Origin of the sequence: Actinomadura gamaensis, assembly GCF_042652125.1 — a bacterium.
Taxonomy (GTDB): domain Bacteria; phylum Actinomycetota; class Actinomycetes; order Streptosporangiales; family Streptosporangiaceae; genus Spirillospora; species Spirillospora gamaensis.
Window position 1 is genome coordinate 154271 of sequence record NZ_JBHSIT010000007.1, and the last position, 19614, is coordinate 173884.

15 protein-coding genes and 1 other RNA gene are annotated in these 19614 nt (G+C 74.1%); 3 read left to right on the forward strand and 13 right to left on the reverse strand.

What is annotated here, in order from left to right; all coding sequences use genetic code 11:
- Nucleotides 1–12 precede the first annotated feature (12 nt).
- Entirely contained in the window at nucleotides 13–1338 is a 1326-nt protein-coding gene (locus ACFPCY_RS23960; protein ID WP_378258709.1) for a carboxylate--amine ligase, read from the reverse strand.
- Between the two features lie 196 nt (nucleotides 1339–1534).
- Here ACFPCY_RS23960 and ACFPCY_RS23965 point away from each other — a divergent pair, with 196 nt between their 5' ends.
- The gene (locus ACFPCY_RS23965; protein ID WP_378258711.1) at nucleotides 1535–3304 is read left to right on the forward strand and encodes a glycoside hydrolase family 26 protein; all 1770 of its coding nucleotides are present in this window, start codon (nucleotides 1535–1537) and stop codon (nucleotides 3302–3304) included.
- On the opposite strand, the gene ACFPCY_RS23970 is transcribed toward ACFPCY_RS23965, so the two are convergent.
- From ACFPCY_RS23970 to ACFPCY_RS24010, 9 genes are all read right to left on the reverse strand, one after another.
- Nucleotides 3301–4500, reverse strand: a complete 1200-nt coding sequence (locus tag ACFPCY_RS23970) for a glycosyltransferase (protein WP_378258713.1) — start codon at nucleotides 4498–4500, stop codon at nucleotides 3301–3303. The genes ACFPCY_RS23965 and ACFPCY_RS23970 overlap by 4 nt on opposite strands.
- Nucleotides 4493–5638 (reverse strand): GNAT family N-acetyltransferase, encoded by a 1146-nt coding sequence (locus ACFPCY_RS23975; protein ID WP_378258715.1) that lies wholly within the window; start codon nucleotides 5636–5638, stop codon nucleotides 4493–4495. The genes ACFPCY_RS23970 and ACFPCY_RS23975 overlap by 8 nt, the downstream gene beginning before the upstream one ends.
- A complete protein-coding gene (locus ACFPCY_RS23980; protein ID WP_378258717.1) occupies nucleotides 5635–6336 on the reverse strand; it encodes a YveK family protein in 702 nt (233 codons plus the stop codon). Before ACFPCY_RS23980 ends, ACFPCY_RS23975 begins: the two co-directional genes overlap by 4 nt.
- Nucleotides 6333–7496, reverse strand: coding sequence for a glycosyltransferase (locus ACFPCY_RS23985; RefSeq protein ID WP_378258719.1), 1164 nt, complete (start codon nucleotides 7494–7496; stop codon nucleotides 6333–6335). The genes ACFPCY_RS23980 and ACFPCY_RS23985 overlap by 4 nt, the downstream gene beginning before the upstream one ends.
- The gene (locus tag ACFPCY_RS23990; RefSeq protein WP_378258721.1) at nucleotides 7493–8431 is read right to left on the reverse strand and encodes a polysaccharide deacetylase family protein; all 939 of its coding nucleotides are present in this window, start codon (nucleotides 8429–8431) and stop codon (nucleotides 7493–7495) included. Before ACFPCY_RS23990 ends, ACFPCY_RS23985 begins: the two co-directional genes overlap by 4 nt.
- Nucleotides 8431–10167 (reverse strand): lipid II flippase MurJ, encoded by a 1737-nt coding sequence (locus ACFPCY_RS23995; protein WP_378258723.1) that lies wholly within the window; start codon nucleotides 10165–10167, stop codon nucleotides 8431–8433. The genes ACFPCY_RS23990 and ACFPCY_RS23995 overlap by 1 nt, the downstream gene beginning before the upstream one ends.
- On the reverse strand, nucleotides 10164–11417 hold the full coding sequence (locus ACFPCY_RS24000) for an O-antigen ligase family protein (RefSeq protein WP_378258724.1): 1254 nt from the start codon (nucleotides 11415–11417) through the stop codon (nucleotides 10164–10166). The genes ACFPCY_RS23995 and ACFPCY_RS24000 overlap by 4 nt, the downstream gene beginning before the upstream one ends.
- A gap of 228 nt (nucleotides 11418–11645) precedes the next feature.
- Nucleotides 11646–13127, reverse strand: coding sequence for a sugar transferase (locus tag ACFPCY_RS24005; protein ID WP_378258726.1), 1482 nt, complete (start codon nucleotides 13125–13127; stop codon nucleotides 11646–11648).
- An 803-nt stretch (nucleotides 13128–13930) separates the two neighbouring features.
- On the reverse strand, nucleotides 13931–14176 hold the full coding sequence (locus ACFPCY_RS24010) for a hypothetical protein (protein WP_378258728.1): 246 nt from the start codon (nucleotides 14174–14176) through the stop codon (nucleotides 13931–13933).
- 410 nt (nucleotides 14177–14586) lie between these two features.
- Here ACFPCY_RS24010 and ACFPCY_RS24015 point away from each other — a divergent pair, with 410 nt between their 5' ends.
- Both ACFPCY_RS24015 and ACFPCY_RS24020 read left to right on the forward strand, forming a co-directional pair.
- Nucleotides 14587–14934 carry a hypothetical protein gene (locus tag ACFPCY_RS24015; protein ID WP_378258729.1) on the forward strand — a complete coding sequence of 116 codons (348 nt, stop codon included), beginning with the start codon at nucleotides 14587–14589 and terminating at the stop codon, nucleotides 14932–14934.
- A gap of 175 nt (nucleotides 14935–15109) precedes the next feature.
- Entirely contained in the window at nucleotides 15110–16108 is a 999-nt protein-coding gene (locus tag ACFPCY_RS24020) for a M10 family metallopeptidase domain-containing protein (RefSeq protein ID WP_378258731.1), read from the forward strand.
- Between the two features lie 244 nt (nucleotides 16109–16352).
- On the opposite strand, the gene ssrA is transcribed toward ACFPCY_RS24020, so the two are convergent.
- The 3 genes from ssrA to smpB form a co-directional block, all read right to left on the reverse strand.
- Nucleotides 16353–16725: a transfer-messenger RNA gene (ssrA, locus tag ACFPCY_RS24025) on the reverse strand.
- A gap of 353 nt (nucleotides 16726–17078) precedes the next feature.
- The gene (locus ACFPCY_RS24030) at nucleotides 17079–19118 is read right to left on the reverse strand and encodes a penicillin-binding transpeptidase domain-containing protein (protein ID WP_378258733.1); all 2040 of its coding nucleotides are present in this window, start codon (nucleotides 19116–19118) and stop codon (nucleotides 17079–17081) included.
- A 9-nt stretch (nucleotides 19119–19127) separates the two neighbouring features.
- Nucleotides 19128–19601: an SsrA-binding protein SmpB gene (smpB, locus tag ACFPCY_RS24035; RefSeq protein ID WP_378258735.1), complete on the reverse strand. Its 474-nt coding sequence runs from the start codon at nucleotides 19599–19601 to the stop codon at nucleotides 19128–19130.
- Between the last annotated feature and the right edge of the window lie 13 nt (nucleotides 19602–19614).

Here is a 19614-nt window from a genome sequence, read left to right on the forward strand (position 1 = left end):
GCTGTGCTCCGTTCACTGGTTGACGTCGACGGCCGGCGGCGCGGACGCCGGCGCGGGCGCGGCGGCGGGGACGCGGGCGAGGCGCCGTCCGAGGCCGGCCGGGATCGGGACGCGCCGGGCCGCCTTGCCCGCCACGACGCGCAGGCTCTGCCGGACGAGCGTCGCCATCGGCGCGAGGTCGTCGGCCGCGAGCCAGGCCAGCTCGCCCTCGCGCAGCGCGGCGAGCCCGTGGGCCGGCGCCGCCGCCATCAGCGGCAGGTAGTGGTTCTCGACGAGGATCCTGCGGCCGAACACCGGCTCCGGGCGCGGCACGCGCCGTCCGGAGGACAGCAGGTGCATCACCCGGACGAGGTCGGTGCCGCGGCGGTCGGTGAACAGGCGGAACTGCGCGCCGAGCCGCGGGTTGTAGTCGAGCAGGCTGTAGGCGTCGGCCCGCTGGTCGTACCGGAAGTCGAGGTCGGCGGGCCCGCAGTAGCGGAGCCGTTTCGCGAGCGCGCGGACGTGCCGTTCCAGCCGGTCGTTGCGGAGCCATTCGCCGACGACCGTCGCGCCGTTCCGGCGCGGATAGGCGAGCCGCTTCTTGCCCGCGCCGCCGAAGACGAGGTCCGAGTTCCGGTCGAAATATCCCTGGAAGAACCAGTCGTGCCCGGTGTCGCCGACGATTCTCTGGAAGATGAGGGGCCCGGCGGCGCGGTGGTCGCGGGCGAAGGAAAGGAAGAGCAGGCCGCGCGCCTGCCGGTAGTCGCCCACCAGGGTGGTGCTCCGGGTTCCGGGTGGGAGCAGCCAGGGCCGCGCGAACTTGGCGATGAGCGGATATCCCAGCGCGGCGAGGTCGGACGCCGCCACGTCCGGCACGTCCGGTACCAGGCTCGCGGGGACGGGAATTCCGGCTCGCAGGCACGATTCGAGCAGAAGTGACTTGTCCGCGAATTCACCGGGAGAGGGACTCATACCGGGTAGTCGGAAATGGCCCTCCAGCGCCGGGCGGTGCTCGGCCGAGAAGAGCGCGGCGGCGTCGTCCAGCGGGACGAGCAGCGCCGGCCGGCCGATGCGGTCGGCAGTCCGGCCCAGGTGTTCCAGCAGCGCCGGGGCGTCGGACGGGCGCGGGCCCAGGGCATGCGGGCGGCGCAGGTAGCGGGACCGGCTCGCCGGGCTGGCCGGCCCCTCCAGCAGGGCGTGCACCTCGATCCCGGCGCGTCCGAGCGAGCGGACGGCGGCGAGCGTGCCGTGGTGCAGCGGGTAGTGGTTGGTGCGGAAGAGAAGGACCGGGAGCGTGGTGTCGAATTCGGGCCCGGATCCGCAGTCGAGAAGCGTGAGCCGTTTTGCCGCTTCCGCCAAGATTCACCCCAAATCGAGGTTGGTAAAGAGTTCTCAATTCGGCGGGACCCGCGGTTCGCCGGGCAAAGATGCCGGGCATATTCTATGCATGAGATTCCCCCCTGGGCGCACCGGTGTCAGGCGTTTTATTCCGCCCATACCCACTTCTCCGAAGACTTGGGGTGCGATCTCACTCGCGGCGGTGACCGTTTTCCTCATGCTTGGCGTCGGCTCGCCTTTCCGCGGGTCCACGCAATCCGCCGGCCAAGCCGAGCACGCGGTTCCGCTCGGCGCGTTCCTCGGGTCGGGCGACGACGGGGTGCGGCAGGTCCCCGATTTCGAGCGGTGGCTCGGCTCGCCGGTGGACGTCGGCCACACCTACCTTCCCGGAAACCGGTGGGAGGACATCGAGGGCGCGCCCGAGGTCCTGCGGCCGTGGCTCGGCTGGAAGCGCGCCAATCCCGGCAAGCTCCTGGTCCTGAACGTCCCGATGCTGCCGCGGAACGAGGCGCGGCTGAGCGACGGCGCCGTGTCCGCGCAGCTGTCGATCGGCGCGACCGGCGCCTACGACGGGCACTTCCACGAGCTCGCCGCCCGGATGGTGAGCGGCGGCGGCGCCGACGCCGTCATCGTCCCCGGCTGGGAGATGAACGGCGAGACCTACACCAGCCGGTGCGCCCCGAACCCCGACCGGTGGCGCGTGTACTGGCGGCGGATCGTCGCGGTGATGCGCTCGGTGCCGGGGGCCCGCTTCCGGTTCGACTTCACGGCCAGCCGCGGCCGGGACGTCATCCCCTGGACGCGCTGCTACCCCGGCGACGACGTCGTCGACATCCTCGGCTCGGACAACTACGACCAGCCCGAGGGCGCCGACTTCCAGGACTTCGTCAACGAGCCCTACGGCCTGGCCGACCAGGCGAGCTTCGGCGCGGCGCACGGCAAGCCCCTGTCGTTCCCCGAGTGGGGCCTGTTCCGAAACTCCGACGACCCCGCCTTCGTGGCCGGGATGTACCACTGGATCTCGACGCACCGGGTCGTCTACCAGACCGTCACCGACTACTGCCCGCACGGCGTCTGGGGCTGCCGCCGGAATCCCAGCTCGTCCGCCGTGTACCGGAAGCTGTTCGGCGGACGCGGCCTGCCCGCCCCGCCGTCCACGCCGCCGGCCACACCGCCGTCCACGCCGCCGTCCACGCCGCCTGCGACGCCACCGGCCACCCCGCCGGCGACGGCGCCGACACCGCCGCCGGGCTCGCAGGTCCCGACGAAGCCGGGGCTGATCCCGCCGATACCGACCATTCCGCCGATACCGACCATTTCGCCGGTGCCGCCCATCCCGCACGTGCCGAACATCCCGCACGTGCACGTCCCGCCTGGAACGCTCCCGGCGCCGCAACCGACCGCTCCTCCGCGCGCGACCGCTCCTCCGCCGGCGGCTGTGACGCCGCCCGCGTCCACGGTCCCGGCGACGCCGCCCGCGGCCCCGGCCACACCGTCACCGACGCCGACGACTGCACCCGTGCCGTCCGGGACGGCCGACTCCTCATCGACGGCCCAGATCCCGAAGTCGTCGGAAGCGACTGCTGCGGCACCGCCGATGACACCGCCTCCGGGGCCGTCCACGCAGTCGCCCTTGCCGACGCAACCCACGCCCGCGGCGGCGGCAACGCCCGCGCCGGTCGTGCCACCCGCGCCGAACGCGCCATCCGCGTCACCGGCGCCGAACGCGCAGTGTCCGGAGCGTCCTACCGTGATGGTTCAAGTGAGCCCGGTCGCGCCGCGCGCGACCACCCCTCCGCCTGCGCTGTCCGCGCCGACGGCGGCGGTCGCGTCGTCTTCGGCCGAGCCCACGCCGTCACCGACGGCCCTCGCGCCGCCGACGCCGCCCGGGCAGGCCGTGGTCGGCGCGTCCGCCTACATCGCCCAGCCGTCGAAGCCGCTCGCGGTCGGCGGAACGTCCACGCAGCGAGCGCGCGGCTGCTCCTAGGTGACCGGGACGGGGCTCTCCAGCGCGGGGGCCCCGGCGGTCCCCATCGCGACGGCGAGCGTGAGCGCGCAGAGGCGCCGCTGCGTCTCGGCCATGTCGAAGTCGCGGACGCGCACGCCCGCCGCCTTCTCCTCGGACGCGACGAGATCGGAGTCCCGGAGGCGAAGCGCGAGCGCTCGCGCCAGCTCGTCCGCGTCCTCGCACGGCACCAGGGCCCCCACCTCGGACGTGACGACCTCGACCAGCCCGGGAATCCGCGACGCGACGACGGAGCGTCCGACCGCGAGGGCCTCCAGCGCGACCAGCGGCAGCCCCTCCCAGCGGGACGGCACGGCGACCACGTGCGCCGCCGCGAGCCAGTCGCGCGGGTCCGCGACCTCGGCGACGAAGCGCACGCGTTCCCCGCCTCGCTGCCGCAGTCCGTCCAGGGCGTCGCCCGATCCGACGAGCGCGAGTTCGGCGTCCGGGCAGGCCGCCGCGACCCGCTCCCACGCGTCCAGCAGGACGTCCTGGCCCTTCTGCCTGGTCACGCGCCCTACGCACACCACCAGCGGCGCGCCGGGGGGAAGGCCCAGCCGGTCCCGGGCCTGCCTGCGGTCCTGCTCGTCGGCGGATCGGAAGCGGCTGAGGTCGACGCCGTTCCGGATCGTCCACATCCGTTCCCGAATGCCCTTTTCGAGTCCCTGGTGACGCTCGCCCTCCCCCACGCACACGATCGCGTCGGCGCGGCGCGCGGCCCACCGTTCCCACCACGCGCTCGCGCGCGCGTACGTCCCGCTGCCGGTCAGCCACGACCACCCGTGCGGCTGGAACAGGACGGGGCGTCCCCTGGCGACGCCGGGCAGCCGTCCCGCGAGCCCCGCCTTCGACGAGTGCAGGTGGACCACGTCCGGACGCAGCGAACCGACGATGTGGCGCAGGTCGCGCACCTCGTCCAGCGTGCCGGGACCGGGCGCGCGGGACGCCCGCCACGGCACGACGAGCGCGCCCTGGTCGCCGGCGTCCTGCGGGAGGGTGCCGTCCGGCGGGCAGGCCACCGAGACCTGCCAGCCGCGCCGGCGCTGCGCGGCGACGGTCTGCGCGAGGTAACCCGCGACGCCGCCCGTCGTGGGCTGCGACACGTGCAGCACCCGCAGCGCCCGCCCCTGCGGCCCGAGCCCGGCGGAGGTCTCGCCGGAAGCGAGGTCGTCAGTCATGGGGGCCGGCGGCTCGGGCGGCGCGGGCGCGGGCCGCCCGGCGGATCCGGGTGAGCCGTCCCCGGCCCGCCACCAGGCCCAGGTAGCCCGCCGCCCGCGCGGACCGGCACAGGACGATCCGCTCGTTCTGGACGGGCGTCGGCTGCCACTTGAGCTTGTACTCCTCCTGGCCGCGCAGCAGGCTCAGGGACGGGCGGCCCTGCCCGCAGGCCAGCCGCAGGTCGTTGGTGAGCAGCATCAGCGACACGTCCATGCCGGTGCGCAGGCCCGGTTCCGCGCCGTACAGGTACGCGCCGACCCAGTCGGGGCCGATGACGACCAGGTCGCTCGCGACGAGCAGGCCGCCGCGCCGGTACTCGGTGAGCGCCGCCTGCCCGGACGCGATCATCGAGGCCGCGGCGTCGGTCAGCATCGCGGCGAAGCGCGGCCGGAGGTGCTCGGCGTTGATCCCGCGCCCCTGCCACTGCCGGTGGTGCAGGCGCAGCATCTCGCCGACCGCGCGCCGCGCCTCGTCCGGCGCGATCTGCCGGACGTCCAGCCCGTGCGCCTCGATCTTGCGGAGCCGGGCGCGGAGCTTGCCCGCCGTCCGGCGCGGGAACCGGGCGGTGAACTCCGCCGGTTCGCACGCCGGCAGGCACAGGCAGACCGAGGACGGCTCGCGCCGGCTCGGCGGCGACCAGTGCTCGGCGAGGCGCGCGACCGCGCCGTTCGGCATGACCTCGGGGAAGTCCAGGACGCTCCAGCCCGGCTCGTCCAGCAGCGCCTCGGCGAGCCGCCCGGCCGCCGTCACCGCGTGGCCGGGATCGATCAGCACGTCGGTGTGGTCGCTCTGGGCGGCGGCGAGCGGCGCGAGGACGCGGTGCCCGTAGCGCCGCCGGAGCGTCAGGGGGGCGAGCGCCACGAGCCGGCCGTCCCGCCGGACCGTGACGAGCCGCAGCCGTCCGGGGCCGCCGTAGTGCCGCCACCAGGCCGCGTTCCACGCGAACGACTGGAACGGCGTGGCGCCGCTGCGCTCGTAGAGGTCGTCCCAGTCCTCGCGCAGGACCTCCCAGGCGGAGTCGTCGCGGTGCACGCCGGTGTGCCACCGGGCGGCGTCCGTCCGGAGCGAGGAGGGGTGCGAGGAGGGGTGAAGGCTCACTGCCCGGCCTCCGCGGCGGCCTGCTCAGCACGGTGCCGGCGGCCGGACGGCCGGGCGGTGTCGCCGGTGCGGCGGCGGGTCCCGCGCTGCGGCCACTGCACGCCCGCGAGCGCCGCGAGCGCCGCGAGCAGCCCGCCCGCCGCCGCGCCGACGGCGATGTCCAGCGCGGGCTTGGGGGAGCTGGCGTCCGCCGGGACCAGCGCGTTGCTCATCAGCACGACCCGGACGCCCGTGTCCTGCTGGTGGACGCTGCCGTAGCGCACGAGCGCGGCGGCCGCGGCGTTCGCGAGCGTGGCGGCGCGGTCCGGCCGGGACGCGGAGGCGATCAGCCGGATGAGCGGCGTGTCGGGGGACGTGGAGGTGTGGACGCTGCGCGCCGCCGCGTCCACCGACCTCCCCCACGGCGGCGACGGCGCCCAGGCCAGCGTCTCGGGCAGGCTCGCGAGCCGCCCGTACGCCTGCGCGTAGTTCACCGCGTCCGGACCGGCGCCGGTCCGGTCGGCCGTCACGAGCACGTGCGCGGACGCCTCGTAGGTCGGGGGCGTGGCCAGCCCGTACGCCGTCCCCGCGACCGCGCCGATCGCGATCATGAGCAGCGGCAGCGCGGTGGCGCGCAGCGGGCCGCGCGGGCGGGCGGGCGGGGGTCCGGCGTCGCCGTCCGGGCGGTTCTCGGCCGTCTCGGTGTGCGCGGTGGTCATGGGTGTGCCTCCTCGGGAGTCGTCATGGGGCCGGGGTGGTCGGCCTGGTAGAGCGTGACCAGCCGGGCGACGAGGCCGTCGACCGCGTACGCCCGCGCCGCGCCGGCGCAGGGGCGCGGCCGTTGCGGCCCGTCCCGAAGCTCGCCGATCGCCTCCGCGTAGTCCTCGGCGGTGCCGGGCACGCGCCTGGCCGGCGGGTCGTCGGGAGCGGGCCGTCCGGCCGGGTCGTCGAGCCGGGCCAGGACTTCCGGTCTCTCCAGGTCGTCCAGGGCCGGGCAGGTCGTGTAGAGCGTCGGGAGCCCGTTCGCCAGCGCTTCGAGGACGCTGAGCCCGAAGGTCTCGTGCTCGGAGGGCGAGGCGAACACGTCCATCGCGGAGAGGTGCGCGCCGATGTCCTGCCGCGCGCCCGTGAAGACGATGCGGGCGCTCGCCGGTGACGCCGACGCCCGCGCCTGGAGGTGGGGCGCGTCCGGGCCGTCCCCGACGATCAGCAGCTTGGCCTCGGGCACCTGGGCGACCGCGTCGATCAGGACGTCCATCCGCTTGGTGGAGACGAGGCGTCCGACCGTCCCGACGACGAAGTCCTCCGGGGCGAGGCCCAGCTCGGCCCGGACGCGCTCGCGCGCCTCGGAGCTGAACGCGAACAGGGCGGGGTCCAGGCCGTTCGGGATGGTGACGAGCCGCTGCTCCGGCACGCCCCAGTCCCGCAGCCGCCGCTCGACGGTGGGCGACACCGCGATCGTGGTGTGGCCGAGCCGCTCGGTCGCGCGGTACATCATCCGCACGGGCCAGCTCGTGCTGCGGCCCTCCATGTGGTCGTCGCCGAGGGAGTGCTCGGTGGCGATGATGCGCCGCACGCCCGCGACACGGGCGGCGACCCTGCCGTACAGGCACGCCCGGTACAGATGGGTGTGGACGGCGTCGTACCCGCCGCGCCGGATCAGCGACACCAGCCTCGGCAGGACCGAGAGGTCCCGGTTGTGGGCCATGTTCAGGTCGTGCACGGGGACGCCGAGCGCGCGCAGCTCGCCCGCCAGCGTCGTCGGCCCGGCCAGCACCGCCACCTCGCACTGGACGGGCAGGTGCCGCGCGAGCAGCAGCAACTGGTGCTCCGCGCCGCCGAGGCCGAGCCCGGTGATGAGGTGCAGGACGCGGGTCATGCCAGCCTCCTCTGCCGGAACCGGTGGCGGGCGAACTTGAGCCGCATCCGCAGCGGGTCGTCGCGCTCGCCGACGTAGGTGCGGGCGAGCGCGTGCCGGTCGGCGCCCGAGGTCCAGATGGCGCAGGCGTAGTCGTAGCCCGCCTCCCGGACGGCCGCCGCCTCGCGGGACGTGACATTCCCGTACGGATAGGCGAATCCGGTCACGGGCCGCTGCAAGAGGTCTTCGAGCTGACTGCGGCTCTCCCGGAGCTCCCTGACGAGCTCGCCGTGGCCGACTTCGGGAAGCGACAGGTGCCGGACGCCGTGGGACGCGACCTCCATCCCCCACCCCGCCATCGCGCGGAGCTGCTCGGCGCTCATCAGGCGCTTGCGGGGGCCGTCGTCCCAGGAGTTGGTCCCGCCGATCTCCCCCGTGACCATGAAGACCGTCGCCGTGAAACCCATCCGCGTCAGCACCGGGACGACCTGGCCCGCGAAGTCGGCGTAGCCGTCGTCGAAGGTCAGCCCGACCAGCCGCCGGTGCCGTCCGGCGGCCTTGGCGGCGAGCAGCTCGCCGACGCCGACGCCGCGCAGCCCGTTGGCCTCCAGCCAGCGCATCTGCCGCAGGAACCGGTCGGGCGTGACGGTGATCAGGTGCGGATCCTCGCGGTAGTGGTCCACCGAGTGGTACATCAGCACGGGCGGCATCCGGCCCGGCGCGTCGCCGCGCTGCTCGTCTCCGCGCTGCTCGTCTCCGCGCCGCTCCTCTCCGGGCGGCTCGTCGCCGGGCGGCTCGTCGCCGGGCGGCTCGTCCGCGGCGAGGGCGCCGGGCTCCGCGCTTCCGAGCGGCGGCGATGTGTCCGGCCCGGTCCGGCCCTCGCCGGCGCGGTGCCCTCCCCCGCTCGGCCGCGCCCTGCCGGGAAGCCGGATCCTGGTCGTCCAGACGATGCCCATCAGCCGTTCACCCTTCGCATGGCCGGCAGTGATCCCGCGGGCGGAGCCGACCCGGCCTCGTCCGTTCCGCCCGTTCTGCCTGTTCCGTCCGTTCTGGCCTGCGGCGCGTCCGGGGGCGCCGCCGCGTCCGGGCCCGCCGTCCCGCCGCGCAGGTCCCGGAAGGCGCCGGTCACGAGGGCGGCGACGGCCAGCGCCGCCGCCATGACCGCCAGCAGCACCACGCCGCCCACCAGCAGCCGGACGATCGGGGCCGCGTGCCCGGCCACGAGCCGCGTCGCCCGGTCGGCGGCGAACCCGGCCGCGACGGCGCAGCCCGCGGTCACGAGGAGGCGCCGTCCGAGGAGGCCGAACCGGATGGGCGCGACCTTCCGGCGCACCGTCACGAGCTGCAGGACGGCGGCGACGCTGATCCCGAGGGCGTTGCCCGCCGCCAGCGCCCCGGCCCCGCGGCTCGCGCTGAACAGCGCGGCGACGGTGAACGTCACGGTGAGACCGGCCGCCATCGCGAGCGGCGTCCGCCAGCTCGGCCGGCGTCCCGCCGACAGGGCGCGGACGCTCACCCCGAGCGCGCACTGGGCGAGCAGCCCGAGCGAGTAGACCCGCAGGATCCGCGCCGTGCTCACCGAGTCGGCATGGGTGAACTCGCCGTGCTGGAACATCACGCGCGTGATCAGCGGCGCGAACGTCCACAGGTAGGCGACGGCCGCGATGATCAGCAGCGCGACGACCGTGAGGTCGCCCTCGATCCGCCGCCGCAGCCGTCCGGCGTCGTCGTCCAGGTGGGCGCGGACGAGCCGCGGGAAGGTGACCGTCGCGACCAGCAGCGCCAGCATCATCGGCACCTGCGCGACCTTCTGCGCGTAGTTCAGGTGCGAGATCGTCCCCTCGGGGAGGCTCGACCCGAAGAAACGCTCGACCAGCACCTGCGACTGCCGGACCAGCGTGAACGTCACGACGGGCGCGGCGGCCGCGATCTGCACGTGCCGCGCCTCCACGCGCGCCGCCGCGCGGGCCTGCTCGGTGTGGGGCCGGGCGGCGCGGTCGGGCGCCGCCCCGCGATCCCGCCGGAGCACCCGGACGAACGCCGGGAGCTGCACGAGGACCATGAACAGGCTGCCGCAGGCGACGCCGAGCGCCGCGCTGGTGATCCCCCACGAGTGCGCCAGCGTGAGCAGCATCGCCAGAATGCCGATGTTGTAGGCGAGGTAGATCGCGGCGGGCGGCCCGAACCGGTGGTGCGGGCGCAGGGTCGCGCTCATGAACCCCGTGACGCCGAACGTCAGGACGGTCACCGCCGTGAGCCGCAGGCACGTCACCGCCGACGCCTGGTGGACGCCCGGCGCGGCGATCCGCACCAGCCAGGGGGCCAGCAGCATCACGGTCGCCGACAGCAGCGCCAGCACGAGGACCAGGCGCGGCGCGACCCGGCGCGCCAGCCGCGACACGCCGTTCGGCCGCAGCATCGCGCGGGTCACGACCGGGACCATGATCAGCGCCATGGCGTCCTCGATGAGCAGCGGCGAGACCGTCTCCGGGACCGTCCAGGACACCAGGAACGCGTCCGTGCTGGGACCGGCGCCGAAGTGGTGGGCGAGCAGCAGGTCCCGGACGAACCCCATGCCCGTCCCCGCGCAGACGAGGACCGCCGAGAGCGCGGCGGCGCGTCCGACCGAGAGGACCTCGGACTTGGACGCGGCGTCCCGGGTCCGGACGGCGGGGGTTCCGGTGGTGGTCACCGCGCGCGCTCCGGCCGGTCGGGGACGTCGGCCGTGGCGACGGTCCGGACGGGACCGGCGTGACGGACGGCGAGGCCCAGCACGACGCCGATGAGGACGGTGGTGGGCCCGCCCATGTCGGCGTAGAGGAAGTTCACCGCCGTCGCCGTCAGGACGCCCAGGCAGAGCAGCCAGTGCCCGTCCGCGGGCCGGGCCCGGCGCCACAGCCCGGCGGACACGCCGCCGACGAGGAGCAGGAACGCGCCCGCACCGAGGAGCCCCTGTTCGGAGAGCATCAGCAGGTACTGGTCGTGCGGCGAGAGCAGCGGCTCCCGGACGTAGCCGGTGACCGGGTCGTCGGTGTCGCTGGCCCCGGAGAGCTGCGGCGGCGCGTACGCGTCGCGGAACGCCGGGAAGTTCTTGACGCCCACGCCGGTGACGGGGCGGTCCTGCCACATCGCTTCGGCGGTGTTCCAGAGCGCGTACCGGTCGCCGACCGAGCGGTCCGGGTTCCGGGCGGCGCCGACGATGGACTGCGTGCGCTCCGCGACCGTCCCCGAGCCGATCCCGAACCCGCCGACGAGCACGGTGAGCGCCGCGACGCCGCAGAGGCAGGCGCGCAGGGCCAGCCTGGCGTCGAACCGCAGCAGGACGACCAGGACGCCGGCCGTGACCGCGATCCAGCTCCCCCGGCTCAGCGAGCAGAGCAGCCCCGCGCCGAGGACGGCCGCGACCAGGAGCAGCGCGGCGCGGCGCCGCCGGCCGTCCGCGGTGACCGCGAGCGAGACGGCCATGATGAGCGCGATGCCGCAGACGGTCGCCATCGCCATGACGTCCAGCGCCCCGAACGTCCCGACGGCGCGGACGAGCCGTCCCCCGTACGACGCGCCGTGGCGGGTGGCCGTCTGCCAGATGCCGAACGCGGCCTCGCCGGCGCCGAGCGCGATCATCGCCCCGGCGACGACCGCGACGTCCCGCCGGTCGCGCAGCGAGACGGCGACCGCGAGCGGCACCAGGACGAGGACCTGCGTCTCCCGCACCCAGCCCACCAGGCTCGTGCCGGTGTCGGGCGAGCACATCGTCGAGACGGCCGCCGCGACGACCAGCGCCGCGAGCACGAGCGCGACGGCGACGGGAACGCGCGCACGGGTGCGGGGACGGTCCCGCAGCCACAGCGCTCCGGCGACCGCGACGAGGACGAGACTGGCGGCGTCACCCGTCGAGGCGTGCGTGCCGGAACCGACCGGGCCGTCCCTCAGCGGTGCGGCCACGCTCAGCACGGTCGCCGCGACGAGCCACGAGGGGCGCGGCCCGGGGAGCCGGCGGAGCGTCGAGGTCCGGCCGTGGCGCGGCCCCCGGCCCTGCCTGCGCGGGAGGTGGATCTGCTGCGGGAGGGTGCGGTGGCACGGACGCCGGTCCCGGGCCGCGGCCGGCGACTGCGCGCCCGTCATGCGGAACCGGGTGGATCGTCGGTGGGTACTGGCGGATTCATCGACCGGTCACCGGCCTTCCCGCACGATCACCGACCGGACGGTCATCAGCAGGATCCGGAGATCCGCGGCGAACGACCAGTGATCGATGTAGTAGTTGTCGTAACGGACGCGGTCCTCGATCGAGGTGTCGCCGCGCAGCCCGTTCACCTGGGCCCAGCCGGTCATCCCGACCGGCATCCGGTGCCGCAGCCCGTAGTTCGGGACGGACGAGCTGAACGTGGCGACGAAGTGGGGCCGCTCGGGACGCGGCCCGACGAGGCTCATGTCGCCGCGGATGACGTTCCACAGCTGCGGCAGCTCGTCCAGGGAGGTCTTGCGCAGGAACCGGCCCACCGGCCCCACCAGCCGATGGTGGTCGACCGACCAGCTCGTGTCCCCGTGGTGCTCGGTGCTCGGACGGACCGTCCGGAACTTGACCAGCGTGAACTCGCGGCCGAGGCGTCCGACGCGGCGCTGGCGGAACAGCACGCCGCGTCCGCCCTCGATCCGGACGGCGACCGCGCAGGCCAGCATGAGCCAGCCGAGCGCCATGACCAGCGCGGACGCCACCGCGAAGTCGAACATCCGCTTGGCGCGCTGAGCGGGGGTGACCTGCGCGGCGTCCCGAACGCGGGCGACCGGGACGCCGCCGAGGAACTCGCGGCCCCGCGCCCCGGCGGGCACCACGCCCGGCGTGCTCACGACCGCCCAGACCTCGCCCGAGATCCGGGCGGCGGCGCGGGCGGCGCCGTCCATCCGCACCGGGTCGACGCCCTCGCAGACCACGACGGCCACGCGCGTCCGCGCCCGGCGCAGGGCCCGCGTGAGCTGCGGCCACTCCCCGGCCGCCGCCGCTTGCAGGCCGGGCTCGTCGATCTCGTGCGGGTCGATGCGGGCCGTGACCGCCAGCCCCAGCTCCGGGTTGCGGTCGAGGTGCTCGGCGATCCGGTCGGCCGCGCCCCCGGCCCCGATGACGGCCGTCGCCCTGAGCCGTCCGGGCCTGCGCCGGAACCGCCGCGCGGCGTCGAACACCAGCATGCGCCCGGCGAGGGACAGCAGCGTCGCGGCCAGGACGAACTCCAGCATCCGCAGCGTCGCGAGAGGCAGCGCCGCGGGGCCGGGCGCCAGCAGGACGCGGTTGACGGCGAGGTCGGCCAGCAGCACGCGGGACGCGGTAGGCGCGACTTCGTCGACCAGGCTCGGGCCGCGGCGCGGCCGGTATCCCGCGAGCGCGGCCTGCAACGCCACCAGGAACGTCCCGGTGAGGACGGCCCGTGCGGCGGAGTCACTCCACAGCAGCACCAGCCCGCCGGCGACCGCGAAGTCCAGCACCGCCAGCGACACGCGGTACCCGGTGACGGGCAGCCGCGACACGATCCAGGCGCGCGCCGGGAACCGGCGCCGCGCCGACCGCCGGGCTCCCGGGCCGGCCGCGGGGTCCTGGACGGCCGGCGGGAAAGTCGCGGTCTCCTCGGCCGTGCCGAGGGCGGCAAGCCCCTGAGCTCCCAAATCGACGTCCTTCCCGGGAACAGAAAAGCCAGGCCGTGCGGGCCGTCCGCGGGCGCGCCGGGCACGACGGGCGCGTGCGTGGCCGCGGTGGGCGCGACAAGCGCGTGCGTGGCCGCGGTGAGTGCGGTGGGCGCGGTGAGCGCGGTGAGCGCGGTAGGCGCAGTGGCCGCGCGGACGATGCGGAGAACGCCCGCCGTACCGCCGGCTCCGGACGGGCCGCCGGCTCCGGCAGCGCTGTCGGCTCCGGCAGCGCCGATTCCGGACGGACCGCCGGCTCCGGCCGTACCGGACGGCATTCCGGCGAACCGTCCCGAAAATGCTCGCGCACGAGCCGTACCGACCGTTCGTAGTACGAACAGGTGGCGCGCGGAGAATGCGCGGGAACAGCGTGACGACTGGAAGCCAGGCACACCGTCTTGCCACCTTCGGATATCGGCCGGGAGCGAGACGGCCCGGGCGGCGCGGGCGGCCGGGACACTCGGGACACCCATCCCTCCGGGGGTTCTCTTCGCTCGGGTTCGCGATCTGCTGGCGAGCATCACACGCCGCCCGTGAAGGGCGCGCGCACCGCCACCGCACTTTGTCGAACAGCGTGCGGACGATGGACGAGCGTTGACCGTCCGCGCGGTCGGCGCCCCGGAAAGGGACCCGCGCGGTGGGAGCACGGCCGGAAAAGCGAACGGGCCGCGGGACGAGCCCGCGGCGCCGTTTTTCAAGCGGCTTTCACCGGGCGGTCGTCCGCCCGGTGAAAGCGATCGGGCCGGGGACGCCACGAACTCGCCCCCGGCCCGGAAAGGCCGAGATCAGCGGGAGTTCGAGCCGTTGGCGCAGTCACCGGACTCGTCGTCGAGGCCCAGGATGTTGTGGATCGCCGCGCCGATGATGGCGACGTCGATCGCGCGGCAGGTCTGGACACCCAGGATCTGAGCGTTCTGCGAGTTGCCGTTGCCGGCGCCGTTGTCGTCGTAGTCGGCCATCGCCGGGGACGCGCTCAGCAGCACGCCGCCGGTCGTGAGGGCCAGGAGACCCGTTGCCACCAGTCGCTTCATGCCGAAGCCCTTCTGTACACAGTAGGAGAATCTCGATCGAGCCCCACTCCGGTGAGCGCGGCTCTTGCGACACTCAACAGGCACCGCGCGCCGAGTTCTACCCTCAACGGCCCCCTTAGCGCGTTGATCACTCAGATTTGACGCTCCTATGACACTTCTTCATAACACAAATCTGCTTTTCCTCAGCCAAACCGCATCAACACGCCATCCGGCCGCGGCGCCTTCCGCGTTCGCCGCGACACGCCGTCGAATGCGTGGCCCTTCCCGTCCCGCGCCGCCCGCGCCTTCCGCGGCCCCGAGATGTTTCGCATTTCTTGGCGCACTGCGGGCCTAGCCATGCCATATGTCGGGAATTCCCAGTCACGTTGAAGCACGTCGCCCAAGCGACGGCGCGATCGAGGAGGAGATACATGGGAGCGACAGCACGACGGAGCATCGCCCTGGCGGTCACGGGGCTGGGCCTGGGGGGCCTGACCCTGCTGGCGTCCGGGGCGGCCGAGGCGGCGACGCACACCGCCGTCCCGGCGGCCGGCAGGACGGCGGCCGCGGAGCCCGTCTGCCGCTACACGGTGCACGCGCGGCACGGGGTGCACGTCCGCCTGACACCGCGCGGGAAGATCCTCGGCACCCTGCCGAACGGCAAGATCGTGTTCGCCGACAGGTGCCACTCCGCCCACGGCTGGGCCCAGCTGCACGGCGGCGTCAAGCCCGCGTGGGTGAAGAAGTACGTGGCGCGCTCGTACCTGGCCCGCTACTAGCCACCGCGCGGTTCCCCGGCGCTCCGCTCGGCGCGCTCCGGGCATGACGAGGCGGCGGAGGCGGACCTCGCTCCGTCCCGCCGCCCACCTCTCTCTCCGTCTCCGCCGCTCCTCGACTCCGTCCGTCGCTCCCGGACCGGCGGCCACACCCACGAACGCAAGGAGTTGGTCCCTGATGTCGGCGCGCCGGGAATCGCAACGACTGACCGCGGCGATCGGCACGGGGCTCTGCCTGGCCGCGACGCTGTCCGCGACGGCCCGTCCGGCCGAAGCCCGCACACCCTGCGCCCAGGAGGCCAGGCGGCTCCGGCTCAGCACTCCCCCGCGCGCGAAGGTGAAGCTGGAGTGCGAGGCGCGCGGGAGGCTGAGCGCCGCCTACGGCGTCGCCCGCGCGCGCATCCCGGCCAAGGGTCTCTCGGTCACCGCCTACGTCACGACGACCGGCGGCACAGCCCAGCTCACGCTCTCCCACCGCGCCGACGGACGCGTCATCGCGAGCGACGCCACGGCGCCGTCCGAGCCGTCCCGACGGCGCGCGACCGACGACGCCTGCACCGACGCCACCTACGTGAGCCGGGGTTCCTGGCCGAAGGGCTCGACGGTCCACCTGCAGCAGTACGCGCCGAACTCCACGGCGCTCGACTGGTCCCTGCCGGAGGGCATCCGCAGGGCCTCCCACGCCGTGACGGACTGCGACAAGCGCGGCGTGTTCTCCCCTCCGCCGAACATCAGGGCGTCCATCGACTCCCGGACGCCGAAGCCGCCCGGCATCGACGCCGGCGGCACCTGCGGCGACTCCGACGGCGTGAACACCGTCGGCTTCCTGAACTTCGCGGACCCCGCGTCGCGCCTGCTCGCCATCACCTGCGTGTGGCGGCGCGGCACCCACATCGTCGAGGCCGACATAGCGATGCGCGCCGACGGCGTCGCCTGGTGGATGTCCGAGACCCCGCCCGGCACCCCGAAGACGCCCTGCCCGCCGTCCCACTACGACGCCGTCTCGGTCGCCACCCACGAGTCCCTGCACCTGCTGGGCCTGGCCCACGTCCCGAGCGGCCACGACTCCCTGTCGCTGGCCCCGGTCCTCCCCGCCTGCAACACCGACCCGTCCACCCTCGGCCTCGGCGACTACCGAGGCCTGATCCACCTCTACGGCCCCGCTCCCACCCCCTGACCCCACAAGCGGCAGGGACGCGACCAGCACTTCCGCTACGGCACGAGCCCGCGCTCCCGGACGCGGCCGGTCGGCGGCCCGACGGCTCGGGAGCAGGCACCTCGGGCGGAAGCAACCACCGTCCGCGGCAGTCCTGGAGGTAACCGTCGGGTCGTCGCTCACCCGCCAGCCCTCACGGCTGCGGCGAGGTCGTGAAACGCAACTGGCCTCTGACCTGTCTATGCAGGTCAGAGGCCAGTTGATCTCGTGGAGGTGGCGGGAATCGAACCCGCGTCCTTCGGTGATGAGGCAGGGCTTCTCCGGGTGCAGCCTGCTTGACGTTTTCTCAGCCCCGGCGCTCTCGCAGGCGAGTCGCCGACGGGCTCAGTCGCTGTTGGATGTTCTCTTCCACCCCGCGACCGGGTGGAAGAGTGGAGTCTCCTGATGATGCCGGATCCCGGGGCGGAGACGTACCCGGGCCGGCAGAGTCGCTACTCGCCTCAGGCGGCGAGAGCGAACTCGGACTGCTTCTTGTTGGCAGTTATAGGTTTGCTGTCACAGGATTTACGAGGTCACGACAGCAACCCTCGACCCGCTTCCCCTGTCCCGAACTACCGAAGTCGAGACCGGTCACCCCCATGTTGACTTGTCAAGAAGTCGGACGCCGGGGCGTCCATCACCAGACACTAGTAGGTCAACGCGCCGGATGCCAACGGGATTCCCGGGGGACGGGAAAAAGTGACGCCCCGGTGGGCGGCGAACGTGTCGCGCGCCCACCGGGGCCGACCGGCAGGGTCGGGCCGGTCCGGACGGCAGAGCCTCCCCCGAGACGAGGCTCTGGTCTCATCACGGCGACCGAGTCCCGCAACCCCCCGAGCGGGATCTCAGTCACCCGGGAAGACGCCGGGAAGGCCGCGGGAGGTTGCGTCCACCGCGTCAAGGAATGACAAAAAGCCAGCGACCGATCACTGAGTGTGCCCACGCGGGCCGCTCAGCGGTGGCGGGTGGGGTCCGTGCTCGGGGTGGTCGGGTTGCCCGTGGGCTGGTTCCGGCCCGGCTGGTTCTGGCCGCCGCCGGACGGCTGCCGGGGACCGCCGGTGCCGGGGTTCGTGCCCTGCGGGGGCTTGGTGCTGCTCGGCGGCGACGGCGTGGTGCCGGTGAGGAACGTCGCGGCGATCTTCGCCGCGTTCACCCTGCCCTCGACCGCGATCGCGAACGCCATGTCGTCGCGGAAGCCGACGAACCAGGAGACGGTCTTGGTCTGGCCGCCCTCCTGGTAGTTCACGACCGCGCTCACGCCCGAGACCTGGCCGCCGCTGGTGACGTTGGCGTCCTTCGAGGACCCGGTCTGGACGGCCCGGCGCACCATCCGCTTCAGGTCGCCTGCGGCGATCGGGTTGAGCGGCTGGGCCTGCGCGGACGGCGTGTCCACCGGGTCCTTGGTGATGAACGGCGGCCGCCACAGCCCGGACGACACGGCGGCGGCCGCGGCGGCCATCGCCAGCGGGGACGTCGTGACGCCGCCCTGCCCGGTCGCCACCAGCGCCTTCTGGCCGTCGTTGGACGGCGTCGGGACCGTCCCGCCGTAGGACGGGAAGATGCCGCCCCAGTCCTTGCCGATGCCGAACCGGGCCGCCGACTGGGTCAGCGCCTGCGGCGGGAGCCTGGTGGCGAGCTGCGCCAGCGTCGTGGCGCAGGTCACCGAGAAGTCGCGTTCGAGGGTGCTCGTCCGGGCCGCCTTGCCGGACGGGTTGGACACCGTCTGCCCGCCGACGTTCGCCGTCGCGGGACACTCGGCCTGCGTGTCCTTCGTGACGCCGTTCTGGAGCAGCGCGTCGGCCGTGACGAACGAGAACGCCATGCCGGGCGGGTAGTGCCCCTCCATGGCCATGTCGCGGCCGTGCGTGCGGTGGTTGGCCACCGCCAGCACGTCGCCGGTGCCGGGCCGCACCACGACCAGGGACGCCGGGTACTTGACGTCCGCGAGGGCCTGGTCGGCGCGCGGCTGGATCTTGCGGTCCAGGGTGGTGACGACGGGGGCCGGGTCCTTGCCGGGCCAGGAGTGCAGCGGGGTGACGCTGGAGCCGCTCGCGTCCTGCGCGACGACCTCGATCGACGGGGTGCCCGCGAGCCGGCGCTGAAGCAGGAGCTGGAGCCCGCTGACGCCGATCGTGTCGCCGGGCTGGTAGGGCGCGCCGACCTGCTGCAGCCGGTCGGCGGTGGCCGCGCCGAGCTCGCCGACGACCTCGGGCGCGAACTGCGACTGGATCGGCGCGCTGACGACCTTGAACTGGAGGCCGTCCACCCGCTTCAGCCGCTCGATCAGGGTGTCGCCGCTGGACCGCTGGAGCGTCAGCAGCGGCAGGAACGCCTGCGGCGGCGCGGACTGGACGCGGCCGAGCAGCCGCTCGCCGTCCAGCCGCCGACCGCCCTCGATCTTGGTGGTCTTCACCATCTGGTCGATGGTGGCCTTCGGGTTGCGCAGCTGGCCGGGGACGACGCCGACGAGGTCGGCGGGGACGGCCTTGAGCACCGTCCGGGCGTTCTGGTCCTGGATGGACGCGCGCGCCGGGACCTGCGTGACCACGGCGAGACGCTGGCCCTGGCGCAGCAGCGGATGGATGATCGACGGGTCCCAGCGGATCTTCCAGCCGTCGCCCATCTGGAGCAGGTTCATCGAGCTGGTGTAGGTCCAGGGCTCGCCGTTCTCACCGAGGTCGATCTTGACGGCGAACTGCGCGGTGGCGGTCTTGCCGTTCTTGACGATCTTCGTCATGTCGAGCTTCAGCGAGGCGGCGTCGAGCTGGCTGCGGACCCCGCCGAGCGCCGCGGCGACCTGCGCCCGGTCCGCGCCGGTGGTGTGCCCGGCGGCCGCCGGGTAGTTGCCGACCTCCCAGGCGACCAGGAAGTCCCGGACGGCGGGCATCGCCGACCGCTCGGCGAAGCACGCCGAGGCGGCGCCGCCGACGAGGAGGACGCACGCCCCCGCCGAGATCGTCCGACGCGCCGTGCTGCGGCCTCGGAGGTTCATCGACACCCTTCACCGTCTCCTGAGCCGGGCCGCGACCGCCTTCTGCATCTCGCGGTCGGCCTCGCGCTTGGCGATGGCCTGGCGCTTGTCGTACGCCTTCTTACCACGGCCCAGCCCGATCTCGATTTTCGCGCGACCGTCCTTGAAGTAGAGCGCCAGCGGGACGAGCGTCCAGCCCGGCTCGTCCGTCTTCTGCTCGATCTTCGCGATCTCCTTGCGGTGCAGCAGGAGCTTGCGGCGGCGGCGCGGGGCGTGGTTGGTCCAGGTGCCCTCGGTGTACTCGGGGATGTGGACGTTCTCCAGCCAGACCTCGTGGTCCATGACGTGCGCGTAGCCGTCCGCCAGCGAGGCCCGGCCGGCGCGGAGGGCCTTGACCTCGGTGCCCATCAGCACCAGGCCGGCCTCCCAGGTGTCGACGATCTCGTAGTCGTACCGGGCGCGCTTGTTCTGGGCGATCATCTTGCGCCCCTGCTCACGTGGCACGGGAATTCAGCCT

Coding starts and splice junctions, on each gene's coding strand:
- ACFPCY_RS23965 (WP_378258711.1), top strand. CDS start 1,535: ATGCTTGGCGTCGGCTCGCCTTTCCGCGGGTCCACGCAATCCGCCGGC.
- ACFPCY_RS23970 (WP_378258713.1), bottom strand. CDS start 4,500: ATGACTGACGACCTCGCTTCCGGCGAGACCTCCGCCGGGCTCGGGCCG.
- ACFPCY_RS23980 (WP_378258717.1), bottom strand. CDS start 6,336: ATGACCACCGCGCACACCGAGACGGCCGAGAACCGCCCGGACGGCGAC.
- ACFPCY_RS23985 (WP_378258719.1), bottom strand. CDS start 7,496: ATGACCCGCGTCCTGCACCTCATCACCGGGCTCGGCCTCGGCGGCGCG.
- ACFPCY_RS23990 (WP_378258721.1), bottom strand. CDS start 8,431: ATGGGCATCGTCTGGACGACCAGGATCCGGCTTCCCGGCAGGGCGCGG.
- ACFPCY_RS24010 (WP_378258728.1), bottom strand. CDS start 14,176: ATGAAGCGACTGGTGGCAACGGGTCTCCTGGCCCTCACGACCGGCGGC.
- ACFPCY_RS24015 (WP_378258729.1), top strand. CDS start 14,587: ATGGGAGCGACAGCACGACGGAGCATCGCCCTGGCGGTCACGGGGCTG.
- ACFPCY_RS24020 (WP_378258731.1), top strand. CDS start 15,110: ATGTCGGCGCGCCGGGAATCGCAACGACTGACCGCGGCGATCGGCACG.
- ACFPCY_RS24030 (WP_378258733.1), bottom strand. CDS start 19,118: ATGAACCTCCGAGGCCGCAGCACGGCGCGTCGGACGATCTCGGCGGGG.